Source organism: Paenarthrobacter aurescens (assembly GCF_041549525.1).
Lineage (GTDB): Bacteria > Actinomycetota > Actinomycetes > Actinomycetales > Micrococcaceae > Arthrobacter > Arthrobacter aurescens.
The window spans coordinates 1,487,510-1,504,171 of record NZ_CP157456.1 but is presented as its reverse complement, the minus strand read 5'-3'; the positions used below and the strand labels follow the sequence as shown (position 1 = coordinate 1,504,171).

Below are 16,662 nucleotides of genomic sequence, written 5' to 3'. Positions count from 1 at the left end.
CCGTTAACGGCACCGGCCTGACCATTACCAAAGCGAGGGAAGGCTGCCCACCAGTCGCTCGTACATGGCAAGTGCGGAGACGTCCGTCAGCGAGGCAACCTGATCGATCACCACGCGCAGCCGCGCACCGTCGTCGACGGCGTCACGCCAGTCAGCGGCGAACATCGGCTCCAGGTGGCGGTCGCCGGTGGCGTTCAGAACACCCACCAGAGCATGCAGCACTTCGCGTTGCCGCTCATACACCGGCTGGCGGTGGTCTGTGGAGATCACAAAAGTGGTGGCCAGGCCCTTGAGGACGGCGATCTCGGTGACGGTGTCCTCGGGGACCATGAGCTCGGCGTCGTAACGGGTCAGATTGGCCGGTCCGAAGTGGGCACGGGTTGTTTCCATGGCGCTCTGGCAGAACCGGCCAATCAACTGGCTGGTCATATCCTTCAGGGCAGCCATGGACTTCCGGCTGCCGTCAGCTTCGCGGACCCACACCTTGGTGGCCTCCAGCCGTGCCAGGGCAGCATCAATTTCCGCGGGGTCGTTGTGCGGCAAGTACCACTGTTTGGTGTAGCCCACCACGCGTGCCCTGTGGTCCGGGTTTTCCATCCATTTGAGCTGGAAGTGTCCTGCGACGATCGCATCCTCGACGTCATGGACCGAGTACGAAATATCGTCGGCGAGGTCCATCACTTGGGCCTCGATGCACGAGCGGTTGCCCGGCGCGCCCTCGCGGAGCCATTCGAAAACCGGAAGATCGTCCTCGTAGGCGCCGAATTTGCTGGTGCGGTGGCCATGAATCACCGGGGCGTCGACGGCGGACCACGGGTATTTGGACGCGGCGTCCAGGCTGGCGCGGGTCAGGTTAAGCCCCGCCGGCCTGCCGTCCTCGGCCAGGACTTTGGGCTCGAGCCTGGTCAGCAGCCGCAGGGTCTGGGCATTGCCTTCGAAGCCGCCAATGGTGTGCGCGACTTCGTTCAGCGCGGACTCGCCGTTGTGGCCAAAAGGCGGATGACCGAGATCGTGGCTCAGGCACGCAGTATCCACGACGTCAGGATCACACCCCAGGGAGCGGCCCAACTCGCGGCCTACCTGTGCCACTTCCAGGCTGTGGGTCAGCCTGGTGCGGACAAAGTCGTCCGTATCCGGGGCAACCACCTGCGTTTTGGCACCGAGCCTGCGCAGCGCCGAAGAGTGCAGGACCCTGGCACGGTCCCGTTCAAAGTCTGAGCGGTAGTTGCTCTTGCGCGGCTCTTCAACCCACCGCGCGGAATCGGCCTCGGCGTAACCGGGAATGGCCAGCACAAAATCGTGTGCCGTCTCGTCGTGGCCAAGTATCGCTTCGGTTCCCATAGGTATCTGCCTCCTTCAAGCGCCGGGGTGTGGAGCTTCTAGAGTCAGTCTTACACGTGTGAGGCTAGCCGCCCGAAACGTCCAGCTCCGCGGCTGAGATATCCGCGCTCTGTTCAGCGTTCAGCTGACGGCTCTGCAGCCAGTCCTTGGGCAGCGCAGGCTTCTTGGGCGAGCCCGCACGGCCGCGGGGCCCCTCGGAATCCACGCCCGGGTAGGGCGAGTCCATGTCCAGTTCATCAAGGTATTCGCGCAGCACTTCGAGCGTGGGTACTGTGGCCAGCTTGGCGCGGAGTTCGCCGCCCACCACATAACCCTTGAAATACCAGGCCATGTGCTTGCGGATCTCGCGGAGCGCCTTGTATTCGTCGTTGCCGAAGGTCTCCACCATCAGCTCCGCGTGGCGGTACACGCCCTCAGCAACCTCCCGGAGTCCTGGACGGTGCCGCTGATCGCTGCCCTCAAAGGCTGCCTGAAGGTCGCCGAACAGCCAGGGCCGGCCTTGGCAACCACGGCCCACTACTACGCCGTCCACACCGGTTTCCCGGACCATGCGCACGGCGTCCTCAGCCGACCAGATATCACCATTGCCCAGCACCGGGATATCGGGCAGGGCTTCACGGAGGCGCGCAATGGCGGACCAATCTGCCTGTCCCGAGTAGAACTGCGCCGCAGTCCGGCCATGAAGGGCGACGGCGGCAACGCCGGCATCGCGGGCGATCCGGCCGGCGTCAAGGTACGTCAGGTGGTCCTCGTCAATGCCTTTACGCATCTTGATGGTCAGCGGGATGCCACCCTTGGAGGCTTCCTTGACCGCTGTATTGACGATTGAGGTAAAAAGATCGATTTTCCACGGGAGGGCTGAACCGCCGCCGCGCCGGGTGACCTTGGGCACGGGGCAACCGAAGTTGAGGTCGATGTGATCGGCCCGGTCCTCTTCGACGAGCATGCGCACCGCGGCACCCACAGTTACCGGATCCACGCCGTAGAGCTGAACGGAACGGACTTTTTCATCCTCATCGTGGGAGATGATGCGCAACGATTCCGGAGTACGCTCCACCAGGGCACGGGAAGTGACCATCTCTGCCACATACATGCCACCGCCGTATTCACGGCAGAGCCTGCGGAAGGCCGAGTTGGTGATGCCGGCCATGGGGGCAAGGATCACAGGGGTGTCCACGGTGATCCCGCCGAGCTTCAAGGGCGGCAGCTCAAGCTTTAGTGCGGGGGGCGTTGCTACAACAGTCACCTATCCATTGTTGCAAATCCGGGCAAATCGGGTGGAAGGCTCCCCAAATCCCTCCCTAGTTCGCTCACGCGTGCGCAGAACGGCGGGCGAGGCGAACAAGAGCAGTGCCTGGCTCACGAGGCACCATCGCCTGTATCTCCGCGGCGCTCCGCTTCCCGCTGGGCCCGGCGGCTCCCCGGGCGTGCAGGCCTGCCGGGAGCGTCAAGGCGCGCACCGGCGTCGTGATTTTCCTGCGGGCCGGAACTTACGACGGCGGCAGCGGCCGCCAGCGAACCGGTGTCCTTGAGCTCATCAGCAGTTACGGTCGGTGCACCGGCTGCGGCCGGGCGCTTCATGCCGGTGGCCTTCACCACCAAGACAGCGATGAGGGTTGTGACAGGGATGGCAAGGACCAGGCCGATGGAGCCCACCAGGGTGCGGATCACTTCCTCGGACAACTCGGCACTTGTCAGCGCTTCGGCGAGGGGGCGGTCGTAAAGCATCACAATGATGAGGATGGGAAGCGCGGCGCCGGCGTAGGCAAAAGCAATGGTGTAAACGGTGGAAGCGATGTGGTCCCGGCCGATCCGCATGGCCGAGGAGAACAGCTTGCGGGCAGTGGTGTCAGGCGCGAGTTCGTAAAGTTCCCAGACGGCGGAAGACTGCGTGATGGTCACGTCGTTGAGTACGCCCAAACCCGAGATGATCAGGCCGCAAAGGATGATCCCGGAAATGGAGATCTGGGGTGACATGTTCACCAGCGTCGAAGCGTCGTGATTTCCCACCCCAGCCAGATTGGCGGCGTCCGTAGCCCACGCCGCCAACAGCGCGGTGATGCTGAGCCCAAAGATGGTACCCAGCAAAGCCGTGGATGTCCGCGCGGAGAATCCATGCGCGAAATACAGGACCCCGATCATGATCACCGTTGAGCCCACCAACGCCAGCAGGAGCGGCGGCTTACCCTCCACCAAACCCGGCAGAATGAAGCTGACCAGAACAAAATAGGCGCCAACAAGGCCAAGAAGCGCCCGGAAGCCACGCCAACGGGCCACCGCAATGACCACCGCTGCGTACAGGACAGCCAGCAAGGCTATGGGAATGCTGCGGACAAAATCCACAAAAACGTAGGCCGGGGCTCCGCTTCCCGCGTTGGCTCCCTGGACGGCAGAGAGGTTGAGGTACCTGATGGAGTCCCCCACATCCACGCCGTGGGACATGGCCACGTCAGGGTTGATGACCACCTTGACTACGTCCCCGCCCTTATCCGGCTCCGTAAAAGCGAAGGTGCACTGGGATCCGCCGGACTGGTTACTCTGGCCTGTGTTGTTTTGCCCGGTTGTGGGTTGGCCCGTGTTGCTCTGGTTGGTCTGCGTGCAGCTTTCCACCACCACGCTCTGAATACGCCCGGTATCGAACGTTACCCCTGGGGCAGCCTGGTAAGGACTGGAAAACGTGATTCCCTCCCGGCTGCCGGAGGGCCACATGACCATCATGGCCACAAGTGTCAGGACGCCCACCGGGACGAGAATGGCCGCAAGAATCCAATTGGCCCGCTTCCTCGAAGCGAGAGCCTGCGGGGTTGGCTCGGAATTATCAGAATGACCGTGGGAGTGACCGTGGCCCATCAGCAGCAAAACCTCATGCCCTTAACCCTACGCGGGACCGTGCTCGCCGCGGACAAAGTCCTCTGCCCGCAGGGTCCCAGGCTTCTTAACGCAGAATCCCGCGCCGCCCCTGGTGGGAGGGGCAGCGCGGGATCCTGAAGTGCAGACAGAGCGGTCAGTCGCTGACAATCAGGGTATCGGCACCCCGAACATGGGCCTTTCCGGACTCCAGCAGCGGATCAAGCACCGCGCGCAGCGCCGTCATGGATTCATCAACTTCCAGCAGGACCGGGTGCTGGTAGGCAATGAGTGCCAGCAAGTCCCGGACAGCAGCCGCAGCTTCCTCGGCGGAGAGCATGGGATCGTGCCCAAGGAAGACCTCCGTTGGTTCCTCGGAGTCGCCTTGGGCGTAGCTGATGGCGAAAGCCTGGATTTTGCCCTTCCGGCTGGCAGGGACTCCCTGGCCGAAGGCACTGGCTTTGGGCGCACGCAGGACTATTGCCCCATGGGCGCCGGTGAGGTCATGGAGGAACAACCGCTGCACTGTGGCAATGCTGAGTTCCCCCGGGCTGTCCCAGTGGTGGACGTGTGAGTAGTACTTGCCCACCACATCGCTCAGCTCCACAGAGCCGGTGGCCAGATCCTCCACCCGCTCAGAAGCGGCTTCCTCGGAACCATCGCCAAAGCGGGGCAAGGACAACGGTTCCGGCTTCACTACCACCAGTTGCGAGCGCTGAATGGGGACGAGTCCAGCGGCCGCGGCGAAAGCCGCACCCGCAGTATCCGGCTCCACCTTGCTGCGCAGTTTGGAAACGCCCGACGGCGAGTTCCCGGCTTCCCGGCGCAGCATGGTCAGGAGGGTGGCGCCCACGCCTTCGCGTCGATGGTCCTTGGCAACCTCGACGTACGCCCAAAGGCGTTCGGGATGCAGGGATGCCTCGTGGACGACGCCGGCAGCAACAGGAATCCGAACCCCGTCCACCACGTCCTCAGCCACGATGCAACGACGCCACGGCTGGTTGCTGGAGGGTGCCAACGCCGCACGGAACTGCTCCGCTGGCAGGGTTTCGGGGCCACCCCAGATTTCCAGGAGGGCGAGGTCGTCGCCTTCCTTCCATTCACGGTAATCCAATGCCACGGCTAGGCGCCGATCAGGCGTGCTGCCAGGTAGCCCTCAACCTTGTCCAGGGATACGCGTTCCTGGCTCATGGTGTCGCGCTCACGAATGGTGACGGCCTGGTCTTCGAGGGTGTCAAAGTCCACGGTGATGCAGAACGGGGTACCGATTTCGTCCTGGCGACGGTAGCGGCGTCCGATTGCACCGGCGTCGTCGAAGTCAATGTTCCAGTTCTTGCGCAGTTGGGCGCCCAGCGCCTTGGCCTTCGGGGACAGGTCCTCGTTGCGGCTCAACGGCAGGACGGCGGCCTTGACCGGGGCCAGGCGCGGATCCAGCTTCAGCACGGTGCGGACATCGACGCCGCCCTTGGCGTTGGGTGCCTCATCCTCGGTGTACGCGTCAATCAGGAAAGCCATGAAGGAGCGGGTCAAACCGGCGGCGGGCTCGATCACGAACGGGGTGTAGCGCTCGTTGGTGGCCTGGTTGAAGTAGCTCAGGTCCGTGCCGGACGCCTTGGCGTGCGTGGAGAGATCGAAGTCCGTGCGGTTGGCGATGCCCTCAAGCTCGCCCCACTCGGAGCCCTGGAAACCGAAGCGGTACTCAATGTCCGTGGTGCCCTTGGAGTAGTGGCTGAGCTTCTCCAGCGGGTGCTCGAAGAACCGGAGGTTCTCCTCGCGGATGCCCAGGTCCGTGTACCAGGACATGCGTTCCTTCATCCAGTACTGGTGCCACTCTTCATCGGTGCCGGGCTCGACGAAGAATTCCATTTCCATCTGCTCGAATTCGCGGGTACGGAAAATGAAGTTGCCGGGCGTGATTTCGTTACGGAAGGACTTACCGATCTGGCCGATGCCGAACGGTGGCTTCTTCCGGGAAGTAGTGAGCACGTTGTTGAAGTTCACAAAAATGCCCTGGGCGGTTTCCGGACGCAGGTAGTGCATTCCTTCCTCGCTGGCCACCGGGCCGAGGAAAGTCTTGAGCAAGCCGGAGAATTCCTGGGGTTCGGTCCACTGGCCACGAGTGCCGCAGTTTGCGCAGACGATGTCCGCAAGGCCGTTTTCTGCCGGGCGGCCTTTCTTTTCCTCGTACTCTTCTTCGAGGTGGTCCGCGCGGTAGCGCTTGTGGCAGGAGAGGCACTCAACCAGGGGATCGGAGAAGACCTCCACGTGGCCGGATGCTTCCCATACCTGGCGGGGAAGGATGACCGAGGAATCCAGGCCTACAACGTCCTCGCGGCCTCGGACCATGCTCTGCCACCACTGGCGCTTGATGTTTTCCTTCAGTTCCGCGCCGAGGGGACCGTAGTCCCAGGCAGAACGGGAGCCACCATAGATTTCACCGGCCTGGAAGACAAAGCCCCTCCGCTTGGAGAGGGAAATGACCTGGTCAAGGACGGATTTTGCTGCCATGGGTAACTCCATTTGTTCTACAGGGCCGCTGGGTGCGGTCCGCGGTGGTTTGCCCCGGAATCCGGACGAGGTTGTCCGGCGGGGTGCTGGGGAAAGTTGCTGTTAGTGCTGCGTTCTGCTGTGGGCAGTACGCCAAATACTGCACCCTACCAACCCTACCGGCCTTTGGCCGTTGAACTTCGTGCGAAAGCTCCCTTGGGCCAGGGCAGCGTAGCCACAATGATCGCGGCGAGCGTCAGCACCGTACCCAACACCGTGGGCAAGGCGACCACCGCGCCGGGACTGGGGATCACGACGTCGAGCACCAAGGATCCCACCAACTGCCCGGCAATCATGCCCAAACCTGTGATCAGGACACCCAGGCTGCGGACCAGCAGGGCTGCCAGTCCAATGAAGAGGCAGCCCATGGGTCCACCAAGGTAGTACCACCACTCACCCGGCAGCGGATTTCCCGGGCCGGCAACGGCCAGCTTGATGATCCACGCGATCCACAAAATGAGTGAACCGGCAATGAAGTTCACCAACGTGGCGGCAATGGGCGTTCCGTAGTGAACGGTGGCGGTTCCGTTCATGGCCTGCTGGAAACTCATGCAGAACCCCGCAGCCAGGGGCAGGAGCACGGGCAGGATGAGGGAGGCCACGTCGGCGTCGCCGGTGAACCTGGGTGAAACAGCCCAAGCCACGGCGGCCACGGTGAGGATACTGCCAAGGACCCGCACCCCGGTGATGGCGCGTTTGCCGCCCGGGCCGATTCCCATGCGGTCCACGAGCAAGCCACTCAACGTTTGGCCGGTGACGGCCGCGACGGTGAACAACGCGACACCCAGAAGCGCCACAGTAAATGACTGGGCAAAGACGAACAAAGCGCCGATTGCGCCTGCCATGACGTAGAAGCGGGGGAAACTGCGGTTCCGGATAGCGGGAATGATGCGCTGCAGGCCGGCCCTCCCCCGCGGCGTGGCAAACGATATAGCGCTGATGAGCAGCAGCCCTGTGGTGAAGCTCACCACCGAGGCGGCGATGCCGTCGTCCAATTTTGCGCCGAGTGCCCCGTTGATCCTCGCTTGAAGCGGGATGACCAAGCCTGTTGCTACGGCAATAGGGAGGCCAATGACCAGCGGAAGGGTGGGGCGGGGAGAAGGCTGCGGCACCGTCCCCACACTACTTCAGGCATCATTGCTCTATGAGCAATCCCGAAATTGAAGAGATCCCCATCCGCGATGACATGATCCGCCTTGGCCAGCTGCTCAAGCTCGCCAACCTGGTGGAGGACGGCGTTGAAGCCACGGAGCTCATCAAGAACGGACTGGTCAAAGTCAACAACGAAATTGATGACCGCCGCGGACGCCAACTCCATGTGGGCGATACCGTAACCGTCAACGGCCAGACGGTCCGGATCACCGCCGCCTAATCTCCCCCGCTAGTCAGTGAGGACCTTGTGGGTGAGGAATTCGCCCACGTGGCCGATCTCCTGCTGGTTGATACCGTGCCACATGCCCGTGTAAAGCACCTTCGTGAGGTCCACATGTTTGCGCACCCAGCCCATGGTGTATTCGATCTTGTCCTGGGTGATTACCGGGTCCTGCTGGTCCCGGCCCCAGAACATGGGCAATGAACCATCCAGCTCGTTGTCCCGGAAGGCGGCGTCAGCACCGGCGTCGATCACAAAGCCTGAAAGCCCGACGACGGCGGCAAAGTCCGCGGGCCGGTAGCGGAGCATGGTGGTAGCCATGGCCATGCCCATGGAGAAGCCCAACAGGGTCACCGACGAGTGGTTCGCTTTGACCGTATCCAGCCATTCCAAGGCGTACTCCGCTGCGTGCTTTACAGCTTCAAGCGAATAGTCGATTGACGCTGTCAGCGGGAACCAGGTGAAGCCTGGCCCCATGGGCATCGGCGCGCGAAGGGCAGCTACAACAAAGGCGTCGGGAAGCAACCCGGCCAGGCTGAAAAGATCGTCCTCGTTGGAGCCGTAGCCGTGCAGCAGAACCAACAGGGGCTTGCCGGCGCGCTCAGCTTCGTCGTGGGACCACAGGACAACGGGGGCTGGAAATACGGGTGCTTCAGTCATGGCTCCATTCTTGCAGTTACCCACAAGTAACAACCTACGGTGGCGTAGGTTGGAGCTCACGGTGCAGGATATGAGCGTGAGTGAGAACAATCCTTTACTGAATCCGGGCGAGCCCGCCCCGGAGCCCCTCGAGTCCATCCAGAAGCACCCATGGACCCGCTATGTGGCTTTGGGTGACTCCTTCACCGAGGGCATCGGCGATCCCGAGCCCCGCAACCCCGGCGGCAACCGCGGTTGGGCGGATCGCGTTGCCGAAGAACTGGGCCGGGGCCAGGAGGACTTCGCCTACGCAAACCTCGCCATCCGGGGCAGGCTGCTGCAGCAGATCATCGATGAACAGGTGGGACCCTGCCTGGATCTCCAACCGGACCTCGTGTCCATTTCAGCCGGCGGCAATGACCTCATCCGCCCCGGCGGCGATCCTGATCTGTTGGCCGAAAAGCTTGATGCCGCAGTTGCGGAGTTGAGCTCAGGTGGTGCCACCGTGGTGCTTTTCAATGGTCCTGACACGGCATCATCGGTGTTGGGACGCATCCGCGGCAAGGTGGCTATCTACAACGAGAACCTCCGGACAGTGGCCGCACGGCACGACGCCGTCATCGCGGACATGTGGTCCCTGCGGCAGCTGGCGGACTACCAGATGTGGGACGTGGACCGCCTGCATTTCTCGCCGCTGGGGCACCACACCATCGCCATGATGGTGCTGGAGGCGCTGAACGTTCGCCACACACTTGAGCCCCTTGTACCCAAAGCCCTCCCGCCCCGCACCTGGCGTGAGGCGAGGTCCTCGGACCTGGTCTGGGCACGTGAGTACTTTGTCCCGTGGGTGATCCGCCGGCTTCGGCACCAATCCTCCGGTGACGGCATCACACCGAAACGCCCGACGCCGGGACCTGTCTTTGGCTCCTCCGGCAGCGTGTTGCCACGCCGCTGACGTGACCATCCCCCCAGCAGGCGCGGAGAGTATCCGGCGGACACGACTCCGGCGCCAACAATTGCGCGCCCCCTACGCCGACAACCCCGCGGATGCGGTCCGCAACCTCCTGGCCGTCCAATCACAGGAATTCCCCTATGCGCGGTGGACGCTCTCGCAAAGAAGCTCCCCCCATCCTTCCTCCATGGTCACGGCCTCGGATGTTGAGCAGGCCGTAGCTGATGGAACCATTCTGCGGACACACATCCTGCGCCCCACCTGGCACTTTGTGCACCGGGAGGACCTCGGCTGGCTGATGGGATTATCCGCAGACCGCCTGCACCAAGGCAACAAAGGGATGTATCGCCAAACCGGAATTGATGAGGACGCTGCTGCAAGGAGCGGCCAAATCCTGGCTGCGGCGGTGGCGGACGGGGCCCACAAGACACGCGAGGAACTGGCCCAGGTTCTGGAAGAAGCGGGCTTCCCCAGTAAGGGATTGGGCTTCATCTACCACCTCATGCATGCCGAAATCAGCCGTGTCCTGGTGAGCGGCTCCCCCGTCCGATCCTCCGGCGGCGCCCTGAAACAGACCTATGCCCTGTTCGAGGAGCGCGTTCCCGGTTTCCTTCCCACACCGTTGGCCGGAGAGGATCGTGAACAGGCACTGGGGCAACTGGCACTGCGATACTTCAGCAGCCGCGGCCCTGCAACCGTGAAGGACTGTGCGGTGTGGTCCGGGCTGACCATGAAGGACGTGAAGCGTGGAATCCAGGTGGCACAGGACCTCTCTCCCGGAGCCCTGGGCACCCTTGAGCTTGATGGGCTTCCTTATTACCTGGCAGCTGAAGAAGTAGAACCGCTGGCCAGCGGGGACGCTACCGAAGACCCTTCAGTGGCTGAGGACGCTGCGCTACCCCGAATCGACCTCATCCAGTGCTACGACGAATACGTGATGGGCTACTCGCAATCACGGCACTTCCTCGGTGGGACAGCACCGTACTTCCCCGAGGACAACGGCCCCATGCACGTGGTCCTGCTGGATGGCAGGTTGGCCGGATGGTGGCGTCACGGATTCTCCGGCGGGGCCTGCCAGCTGGACGTCCGGATGAACCGTCCGGCCACCGCGGCAGAGCAAGCAGCCTTGGAAGCCGAGGTGGACCGGTACGGCCGGTTCCTGGGCATGAACACCACACTGGTGCGACGTGGCGGGAACGGTCCAAGGGCACAGGACTAAGCTGGGGTGAGACCTAGGAGGCCTGCACCGTGAACAATCTGATCTTCTGGATCATCGTCTGCTCGTGGCTGATTCCACTCGGAATCCGCATGTATAACCGCTCCCGGGCGCGCCGGATCCAACACGGAGACTTTCGCGCCCCAGGGTATCCCCCGCAGAATCTGCCCGGCCCAGGCTACCCGCAGCAGCAGTACCCGCCGCAGCAGCACCCAGGACAGCAGTATCCGCCGCAGAACTACCCGGGCTATCCGTCCGGGCCGAGCACCATCCGCCCCGCGGATGACGCACCGCAGTCCGGGCCGCCGTCGAGCCCGTCATCCCCCAGCACGTTTCCCGCAACGTACGGTTCGGAGCCGCAGGGCTTCCGTGCGCGCAAGCTCGCCGAGCTGGACGCGAAGTTCAGCAACGGCGAGATCGCCATGGAGGACTACATGCGGCAGCGCGGCGAGATCATGAACGGCTGAGTTGCCGGTTCAGGCGAAAAACGCTTCGCGAAGCTGTGCTGACAGCTGGCCGATTTCGGTGAGGAAGCCGTCATGGCCGATGGGCGCCTCAATGACATGAACCGGCACTTCGCCGGGGAGCGCAGCAGCAAGTTCCCGTGACTGCGCCGGGAAGTAGAGCCTGTCCGTGTCCACTGCCGCCACAAAGAACTCCGCCGTGGCGAGGGACAGGGCTGTCTCCAACGAGCCGCGGTTCCTGGCGACGTCGTGGGACATAAGGGCCTCGGTGATGGCGATGTAACTGTTGGCATCAAAACGGCGGACCAGTTTGTTTCCCTGATGGTCCAGGTAGCTTTCAACTTGGTATCGGCCCCGCTCCCCCAAAACGGCAGCAGCCAAAGGGCTTTCCTGATGCTGGGCTTCCCTGCCGAAGCGTAAGTCCAGCTCCAACGCCGAGCGGTAGGTGATGTGGGCGATGCGCCGGGCCAACGCCAAGCCGTGCTCCGGCGCAGTACCACCGTAGTAATCGCCGTTGTTGAAGTTGGGGTCCTGCCTGATGGCCAGGGTTTGGGCCTGGGCGAAAGCGATTTGTTCGGCCGTGCTGTAGGCGCCCACCGAAATCACTGCGCAGCGTTTGACCCTGTCCGGGAACGTCACAGCCCATTCAAGGGCGCGCGCGCCGCCCATGGACCCTCCCAGGACTGCGTGCCAGGCCTCGATTCCCAGTGCGTCAGCGAGGCGCGACTCAGCCTCAGTGCTGTCGCGCAGGGTGACCAGCGGGAAACGTGAGCCCCACGGGCGTCCGTCCGGCGCTTCTGATGATGGGCCGGTGCTGCCGTAACAGCCGCCCACGATGTTGATGGAGATCACGAAGTACTTGTTGGTGTCGATCGTGGCACCGGGCCCAACCAGCTGCTCCCACCAGCCTTCTTCGTCCGTCGCGCCGCGCGCTACATGGGTGCTGCCGGTAAGTGCGTGCTGGATCAGCACCGCGTTGGAAGCATCAGCGTTCAGCTTCCCCCACGTCTCGTAAGCAAGCACCACGTCCGGGAGGAAACCACCGGCTTCAAGTTCCAGCGGTCCTATGCCAACGTACTTGACGGTTCCGTCTTCTTCTCCGGATTTTGGGAGGGCTGTAGCAGTAATGGTCATTCCTTTGACACCTTAACCTCGCGCTTGCCCGTCGCCTTGCGTGCGAACAGGCCAGGTCTTCACCCGGGGCACCCCACCGCGGAGGAGGGTTGCCGGCCAGCAAGCCGGGGCTTTTTGCTGGCACTCATGACCTAATACCAAGAGTCTAGGAAACGCAGGGTGGTTATGGCGAAGAATGTGACAACAGTGTGACGGTTTTGGGCCTCATCATTCATGGACGGGCTCTCAGGGCTGCCGCCCGGCGAATAATCGTCGGCACGGGCGGCAGCCTGGACAGTGCAGGGAGCTCTGGACGTCAGGCGCCCTTTGCGGCCCGGAATCCGGCTTCGAGGTCGGCAATGATGTCGTCGACGTGCTCAATGCCCACGGACAAACGCACCAAGCCGGGGTTGACGCCTGCAGCCAGCTGCTGTTCCACCGTCAACTGGCTGTGGGTGGTGGAGGCCGGGTGGATCACCAGTGAGCGGACGTCGCCTATGTTGGCAACGTGCGAGTGCAGCTCGAGGCCGTCCACAAAACGCTTACCGGCTTCCACGCCGCCCTTGATGTTGAAGGCAACGATTGCGCCTGTGCCCTTGGGTCCGTACTTCCGGCCACGGTCATACCAGGGGCTCGAGGGCAGGCCGGCGTAGGCGACCGATTCGACGTCGTCGTGGCTTTCCAGCCATTCAGCCACCTTGGTGGCGTTGGCAACATGACGTTCCACACGCAGGCTCAGGGTTTCCAGGCCTTGGGCAATGAGGAAGGCATTGAAGGGCGAGACAGCAGAGCCGAGATCCCGGAGCAACTGAACGCGGGCCTTGAGGATATAGGAGAGGTTGGCGCCCAGGGCACCGTCCTTGCCCAGGTCGCGCGCATACACCAGCCCGTTGTAGCTGGGGTCCGGGGTGTTGAAGCCGGGGAAACGCTCCGGATCCTTGCCGAAATCGAAGTTGCCGGAGTCCACAATCACTCCTGCGATTGCCGAGCCGTGACCACCCAGATACTTGGTTGCGGAGTGGACCACAATGTCAGCACCCCATTCAATGGGGCGGATCAGGTACGGCGTTGAAAGCGTGTTGTCCACGATCAGGGGCACGCCGGCCTGGTGGGCCGTGCGGGCGATGCCCTCGATGTCCAGCACGTCCTGGCGGGGATTGGAAACAACTTCGCCGAAGAACAATTTAGTGTTCGGCTGTACGGCGTCACGCCACTGCTCCAGATTGTCCGGATCTTGAACGAAGGTGACGGAGATGCCGAACTTCTTCAGGGTGTGGGCCAGCAGGTTGTAGGTTCCGCCGTAGAGGCTGGGGCTGGCCACGATGTGATCACCGGCTTCGGCGATGTTCAGGATGGCGAACGTCTCAGCTGCCTGTCCGGAGCTGAGCAGGAGAGCACCCAGACCGCCCTCAAGGCTGGCGACCCGCTGCTCCACGGCATCCTGGGTGGGGTTGCCGATCCGCGTGTAAATGGGAGCGAGTTCGGCCAGGGCAAAGCGGTTGGCTGCACTCTCGGCGCTGGGGAACACGAAGGACGTGGTCTGGTAGATCGGGAGCGAGCGGGCCCCGGTGGCTGAGTCAGGCTCCTGACCGGCGTGGATCTGGCGGGTTTCGAAAGACCATCCTTGGGACATGGAGTTCTCCTGTTCGTGACGCATGGGTTTGGCACGCAATGAGCGTGACCTTGGAATTGCTGTGGAGCAGCTGAGCTGGGGCCAGTCTAAGAACAGTCCGGACGCCGGGACAGCTTTATGACGCCGGTGGAATCTTTCGGTCTCCCAGCGTCCTTCCATGACGTCCAGCGGAGATGGTTGCGCACATCCTATGTTGGTTAGGCTTGACTTAGCTGAGACCCTGATCACAAAGTGCCAAGATGAAGCCATGCGCATGGATCACGTCTCTTACGCCTGTGAACGAGATGGCCTTTTGGCCACCACCGAACGAATTTCCGCGGCACTGGGAGTGGACGCTGTCCGGGGCGGAGTGCACCCGCGCTTTGGCACCCGGAACATGATCATTCCCCTTGCGGATAACAAGTACCTGGAAGTGGTGGAAGTCCTGGACCACCCCGCTTCTGACAAAGCACCCTTTGGCCAGGCAGTCCGTGCACGCTCGGCTGCCGGCGGTGGATGGATGGGCTGGTGCGTCGCCGTTGACGACCTCGCCCCCTTCGAAGACCGCCTCGGCCGCGCCGCTGTCCCGGGCAACCGCAAGTTCCCCGACGGCCGCGAATTGGTGTGGCAGCAGATTGGCATCCTCGGCCTGATCGCCGATCCCCAGGTGCCCTACCTGCTCAAGTGGGAGGGCGACCCCTCACTGCACCCGTCCAGGATTTACGAAAGCGACGTCAAGATGTCCAGCCTCACCATTGCAGGCTCGGCTGAGCGCGTCACCGAGTGGTTGGGTGAGCCCGTGGAGAAGCCGCTTGAGGACGTGGCAGTCCAGTGGATGGCGCCGCACGGCACGCCCGGCATCATGTCTGTAACGTTCGAAACCGCTTCCGGAGCCGTCACCATCTGAGAAGTTCCCTCCCTCCGGACTGAGCTCCGGGCATAGCTTCGGCCGCCATCAGCGGGTGCCAATGACGTCACCCACCGATGGCGGCCGAATACTTTTAAGCGCCCCTATCCAAGGCCTATGGCCTTGCCGAACAGGCTGAATCCTACGAACGCCACAATGTCCAATAGTGCGTGGGCAATCACCAGGGGCATCACGCGTTTGGTTTTTGTGTAGATCCATGCGAACACCAAACCCATGACCACGTTCCCTATGAACGGGCCGAATCCTTGGTACAGGTGGTAGCTTCCCCGCAGGAGGGCGCTGACCACAATGGCTGCCGGGACACTCCACCCGAACTTTCCGAACCGGTCCATGAGGTAGCCCACCACGATCACTTCCTCGACGATCGCGTGGCGCATGGCCGAGAGGATCAGCACCGGCACCGTCCACCAGTAGGCGTCCAGGCCGCTGGGCACAATGGCCGTGGTAATCCCCAAGGCGCGGCCGGCGGCGTACAGTCCCAACGAAGGGATGCCTATGGCCGCTGCCAGACCGAGGCCTTGGAGAAGGTCCTTGCCGGGCCGGGCAAAGTTGAAACCGAGCCGGGCGAATGCCGAGCCGCCGCTTCCCTCCTTGGACGCGGGCACATGGGTGGACAGGAAGTAGAACACCAGCGCCACGGGCACCAGGGCGAACACAATGTCCAGAAGCTGGTAAGTGAGATCAAAATACTCGCGCGTGCTTTGGGACCTGTTCAGCGTTGATGTGGCATCAGCCAACGGTGCCCGCGACATCTTGTCCAGCAACTGCACCACGGAGTAGACGGCCGACTGGCCCAGGGACAGGCCCAGCACAATAAGTACTTCGGCTCGCAGCCGTCGGCGGGAAGCAAGGAACATGTACCTATCTTGCCCTTACTCCCTGCCACTTTGCCGTGAACCGCACACCTTGCCGGACCAGCAGCGGCAGCGCCCTATGCTTGGTGGGATGGGCGCCCCTGAGAGAATCTTCATGATCCGGCATGGACAGTCTGCCGCGAATGCCGACACCACCATCTACAACCGCGTGCCGGACTACCGGATCCCCTTGACCGAACGCGGTGTGGAGGAAGCGAGGCTTGCCGGGGAGAAGCTGCGCCGCAGGCTCGACGGCGAGCAAGTGTGCGTGTACGTCTCCCCCTATCTCCGGGCCTACCAGACCCTCGAGGCCATGAACCTTGGATCCCTGGTGGAGAGGGTGATAGAGGAGCCCCGGCTTCGCGAACAGGACTGGGCAAACTTCCAAATTGCCGGGGAGATCGAGGACCAGAAGGAGCTGCGCAACCTCTACGGCCACTTTTTCTATCGCTTCCGTGAGGGTGAGTCCGGCTCGGATGTCTATGACCGGGTGTCATCCTTCATGGAAACGCTCTACCGGCATTGGCAAAAGCCCAGCTATGTACCAAACACACTCCTGGTGACGCACGGGCTGACCATGCGCCTGTTCTGCATGCGTTGGTTCCACTGGACGGTGGAGTACTTCGAGTCGCTGAACAACCCGGAAAACGCAGAGCTTCGCACACTGATAAAGAACGACGACGACCAGTACAGCCTGGATATACCGTTCAGCCAGTGGGTACCCAGGGAAGTGGACGACTCCGTGCTGCACGCCCCAAGGATGCGTTTCTAGCTTCT

16 protein-coding genes and 1 riboswitch are annotated in these 16,662 nt (G+C 62.7%); of the genes, 6 read left to right on the top strand and 10 right to left on the bottom strand.

Annotated elements, in window-relative coordinates:
* Positions 1-24: 24 nt before the first annotated feature.
* The 6 genes from ABI796_RS06955 to ABI796_RS06930 form a co-directional block, all read right to left on the bottom strand.
* Positions 25-1,341: a deoxyguanosinetriphosphate triphosphohydrolase gene (locus tag ABI796_RS06955; RefSeq protein ID WP_141283619.1), complete on the bottom strand. Its 1,317-nt coding sequence runs from the start codon at positions 1,339-1,341 to the stop codon at positions 25-27.
* 64 nt (positions 1,342-1,405) lie between these two features.
* A complete protein-coding gene (gene dusB / locus ABI796_RS06950; RefSeq protein ID WP_141283620.1) occupies positions 1,406-2,587 on the bottom strand; it encodes a tRNA dihydrouridine synthase DusB in 1,182 nt (393 codons plus the stop codon).
* A gap of 113 nt (positions 2,588-2,700) precedes the next feature.
* A complete protein-coding gene (locus ABI796_RS06945; protein ID WP_141283621.1) occupies positions 2,701-4,191 on the bottom strand; it encodes a YibE/F family protein in 1,491 nt (496 codons plus the stop codon).
* A gap of 154 nt (positions 4,192-4,345) precedes the next feature.
* Positions 4,346-5,308 carry a GNAT family N-acetyltransferase gene (locus ABI796_RS06940; protein WP_141283622.1) on the bottom strand — a complete coding sequence of 321 codons (963 nt, stop codon included), beginning with the start codon at positions 5,306-5,308 and terminating at the stop codon, positions 4,346-4,348.
* Between the two features lie 2 nt (positions 5,309-5,310).
* Positions 5,311-6,696, bottom strand: coding sequence for a glycine--tRNA ligase (locus ABI796_RS06935; RefSeq protein WP_141283623.1), 1,386 nt, complete (start codon positions 6,694-6,696; stop codon positions 5,311-5,313).
* A gap of 155 nt (positions 6,697-6,851) precedes the next feature.
* Entirely contained in the window at positions 6,852-7,856 is a 1,005-nt protein-coding gene (locus ABI796_RS06930) for a DMT family transporter (protein WP_141283624.1), read from the bottom strand.
* 23 nt (positions 7,857-7,879) lie between these two features.
* On the opposite strand from ABI796_RS06930, the gene ABI796_RS06925 reads away from it, so the two are divergent.
* Positions 7,880-8,107: an RNA-binding S4 domain-containing protein gene (locus ABI796_RS06925; RefSeq protein WP_062067368.1), complete on the top strand. Its 228-nt coding sequence runs from the start codon at positions 7,880-7,882 to the stop codon at positions 8,105-8,107.
* Between the two features lie 9 nt (positions 8,108-8,116).
* Here ABI796_RS06925 and ABI796_RS06920 read toward each other — a convergent pair whose 3' ends face one another.
* Positions 8,117-8,767, bottom strand: a complete 651-nt coding sequence (locus ABI796_RS06920; RefSeq protein WP_141283625.1) for an alpha/beta hydrolase — start codon at positions 8,765-8,767, stop codon at positions 8,117-8,119.
* Positions 8,768-8,837: 70 nt separating this feature from the next.
* Between ABI796_RS06920 and ABI796_RS06915 the strand changes: the two genes are divergently transcribed.
* Genes ABI796_RS06915 through ABI796_RS06905 form a run of 3 tightly spaced genes read left to right on the top strand, consistent with a single transcriptional unit; the run spans position 8,838 to position 11,381 of the window.
* Positions 8,838-9,701 (top strand): SGNH/GDSL hydrolase family protein, encoded by an 864-nt coding sequence (locus ABI796_RS06915; protein ID WP_373092578.1) that lies wholly within the window; start codon positions 8,838-8,840, stop codon positions 9,699-9,701.
* A gap of 1 nt (position 9,702) precedes the next feature.
* Complete coding sequence (locus ABI796_RS06910) at positions 9,703-10,917, top strand: winged helix DNA-binding domain-containing protein (RefSeq protein ID WP_141283626.1); 1,215 nt, start codon at positions 9,703-9,705, stop codon at positions 10,915-10,917.
* 29 nt (positions 10,918-10,946) lie between these two features.
* Positions 10,947-11,381 (top strand): hypothetical protein, encoded by a 435-nt coding sequence (locus ABI796_RS06905; RefSeq protein WP_141283627.1) that lies wholly within the window; start codon positions 10,947-10,949, stop codon positions 11,379-11,381.
* A gap of 9 nt (positions 11,382-11,390) precedes the next feature.
* On the opposite strand, the gene ABI796_RS06900 is transcribed toward ABI796_RS06905, so the two are convergent.
* Together ABI796_RS06900 and ABI796_RS06895 are read right to left on the bottom strand one after the other, a co-directional pair.
* On the bottom strand, positions 11,391-12,512 hold the full coding sequence (locus ABI796_RS06900) for a homoserine O-acetyltransferase (RefSeq protein WP_141283628.1): 1,122 nt from the start codon (positions 12,510-12,512) through the stop codon (positions 11,391-11,393).
* Positions 12,513-12,527: 15 nt separating this feature from the next.
* Positions 12,528-12,644: riboswitch (SAM riboswitch) on the bottom strand.
* A 163-nt stretch (positions 12,645-12,807) separates the two neighbouring features.
* The gene (locus tag ABI796_RS06895) at positions 12,808-14,148 is read right to left on the bottom strand and encodes a bifunctional o-acetylhomoserine/o-acetylserine sulfhydrylase (RefSeq protein ID WP_281283983.1); all 1,341 of its coding nucleotides are present in this window, start codon (positions 14,146-14,148) and stop codon (positions 12,808-12,810) included.
* Positions 14,149-14,371: 223 nt separating this feature from the next.
* Here ABI796_RS06895 and ABI796_RS06890 point away from each other — a divergent pair, with 223 nt between their 5' ends.
* A complete protein-coding gene (locus ABI796_RS06890; RefSeq protein ID WP_141283629.1) occupies positions 14,372-15,010 on the top strand; it encodes a VOC family protein in 639 nt (212 codons plus the stop codon).
* Positions 15,011-15,114: 104 nt separating this feature from the next.
* Here ABI796_RS06890 and ABI796_RS06885 read toward each other — a convergent pair whose 3' ends face one another.
* Entirely contained in the window at positions 15,115-15,888 is a 774-nt protein-coding gene (locus ABI796_RS06885) for a CPBP family intramembrane glutamic endopeptidase (protein WP_141283630.1), read from the bottom strand.
* Between the two features lie 88 nt (positions 15,889-15,976).
* Here ABI796_RS06885 and ABI796_RS06880 point away from each other — a divergent pair, with 88 nt between their 5' ends.
* Positions 15,977-16,657, top strand: a complete 681-nt coding sequence (locus tag ABI796_RS06880) for a histidine phosphatase family protein (protein WP_246095785.1) — start codon at positions 15,977-15,979, stop codon at positions 16,655-16,657.
* Positions 16,658-16,662: the final 5 nt, after the last annotated feature.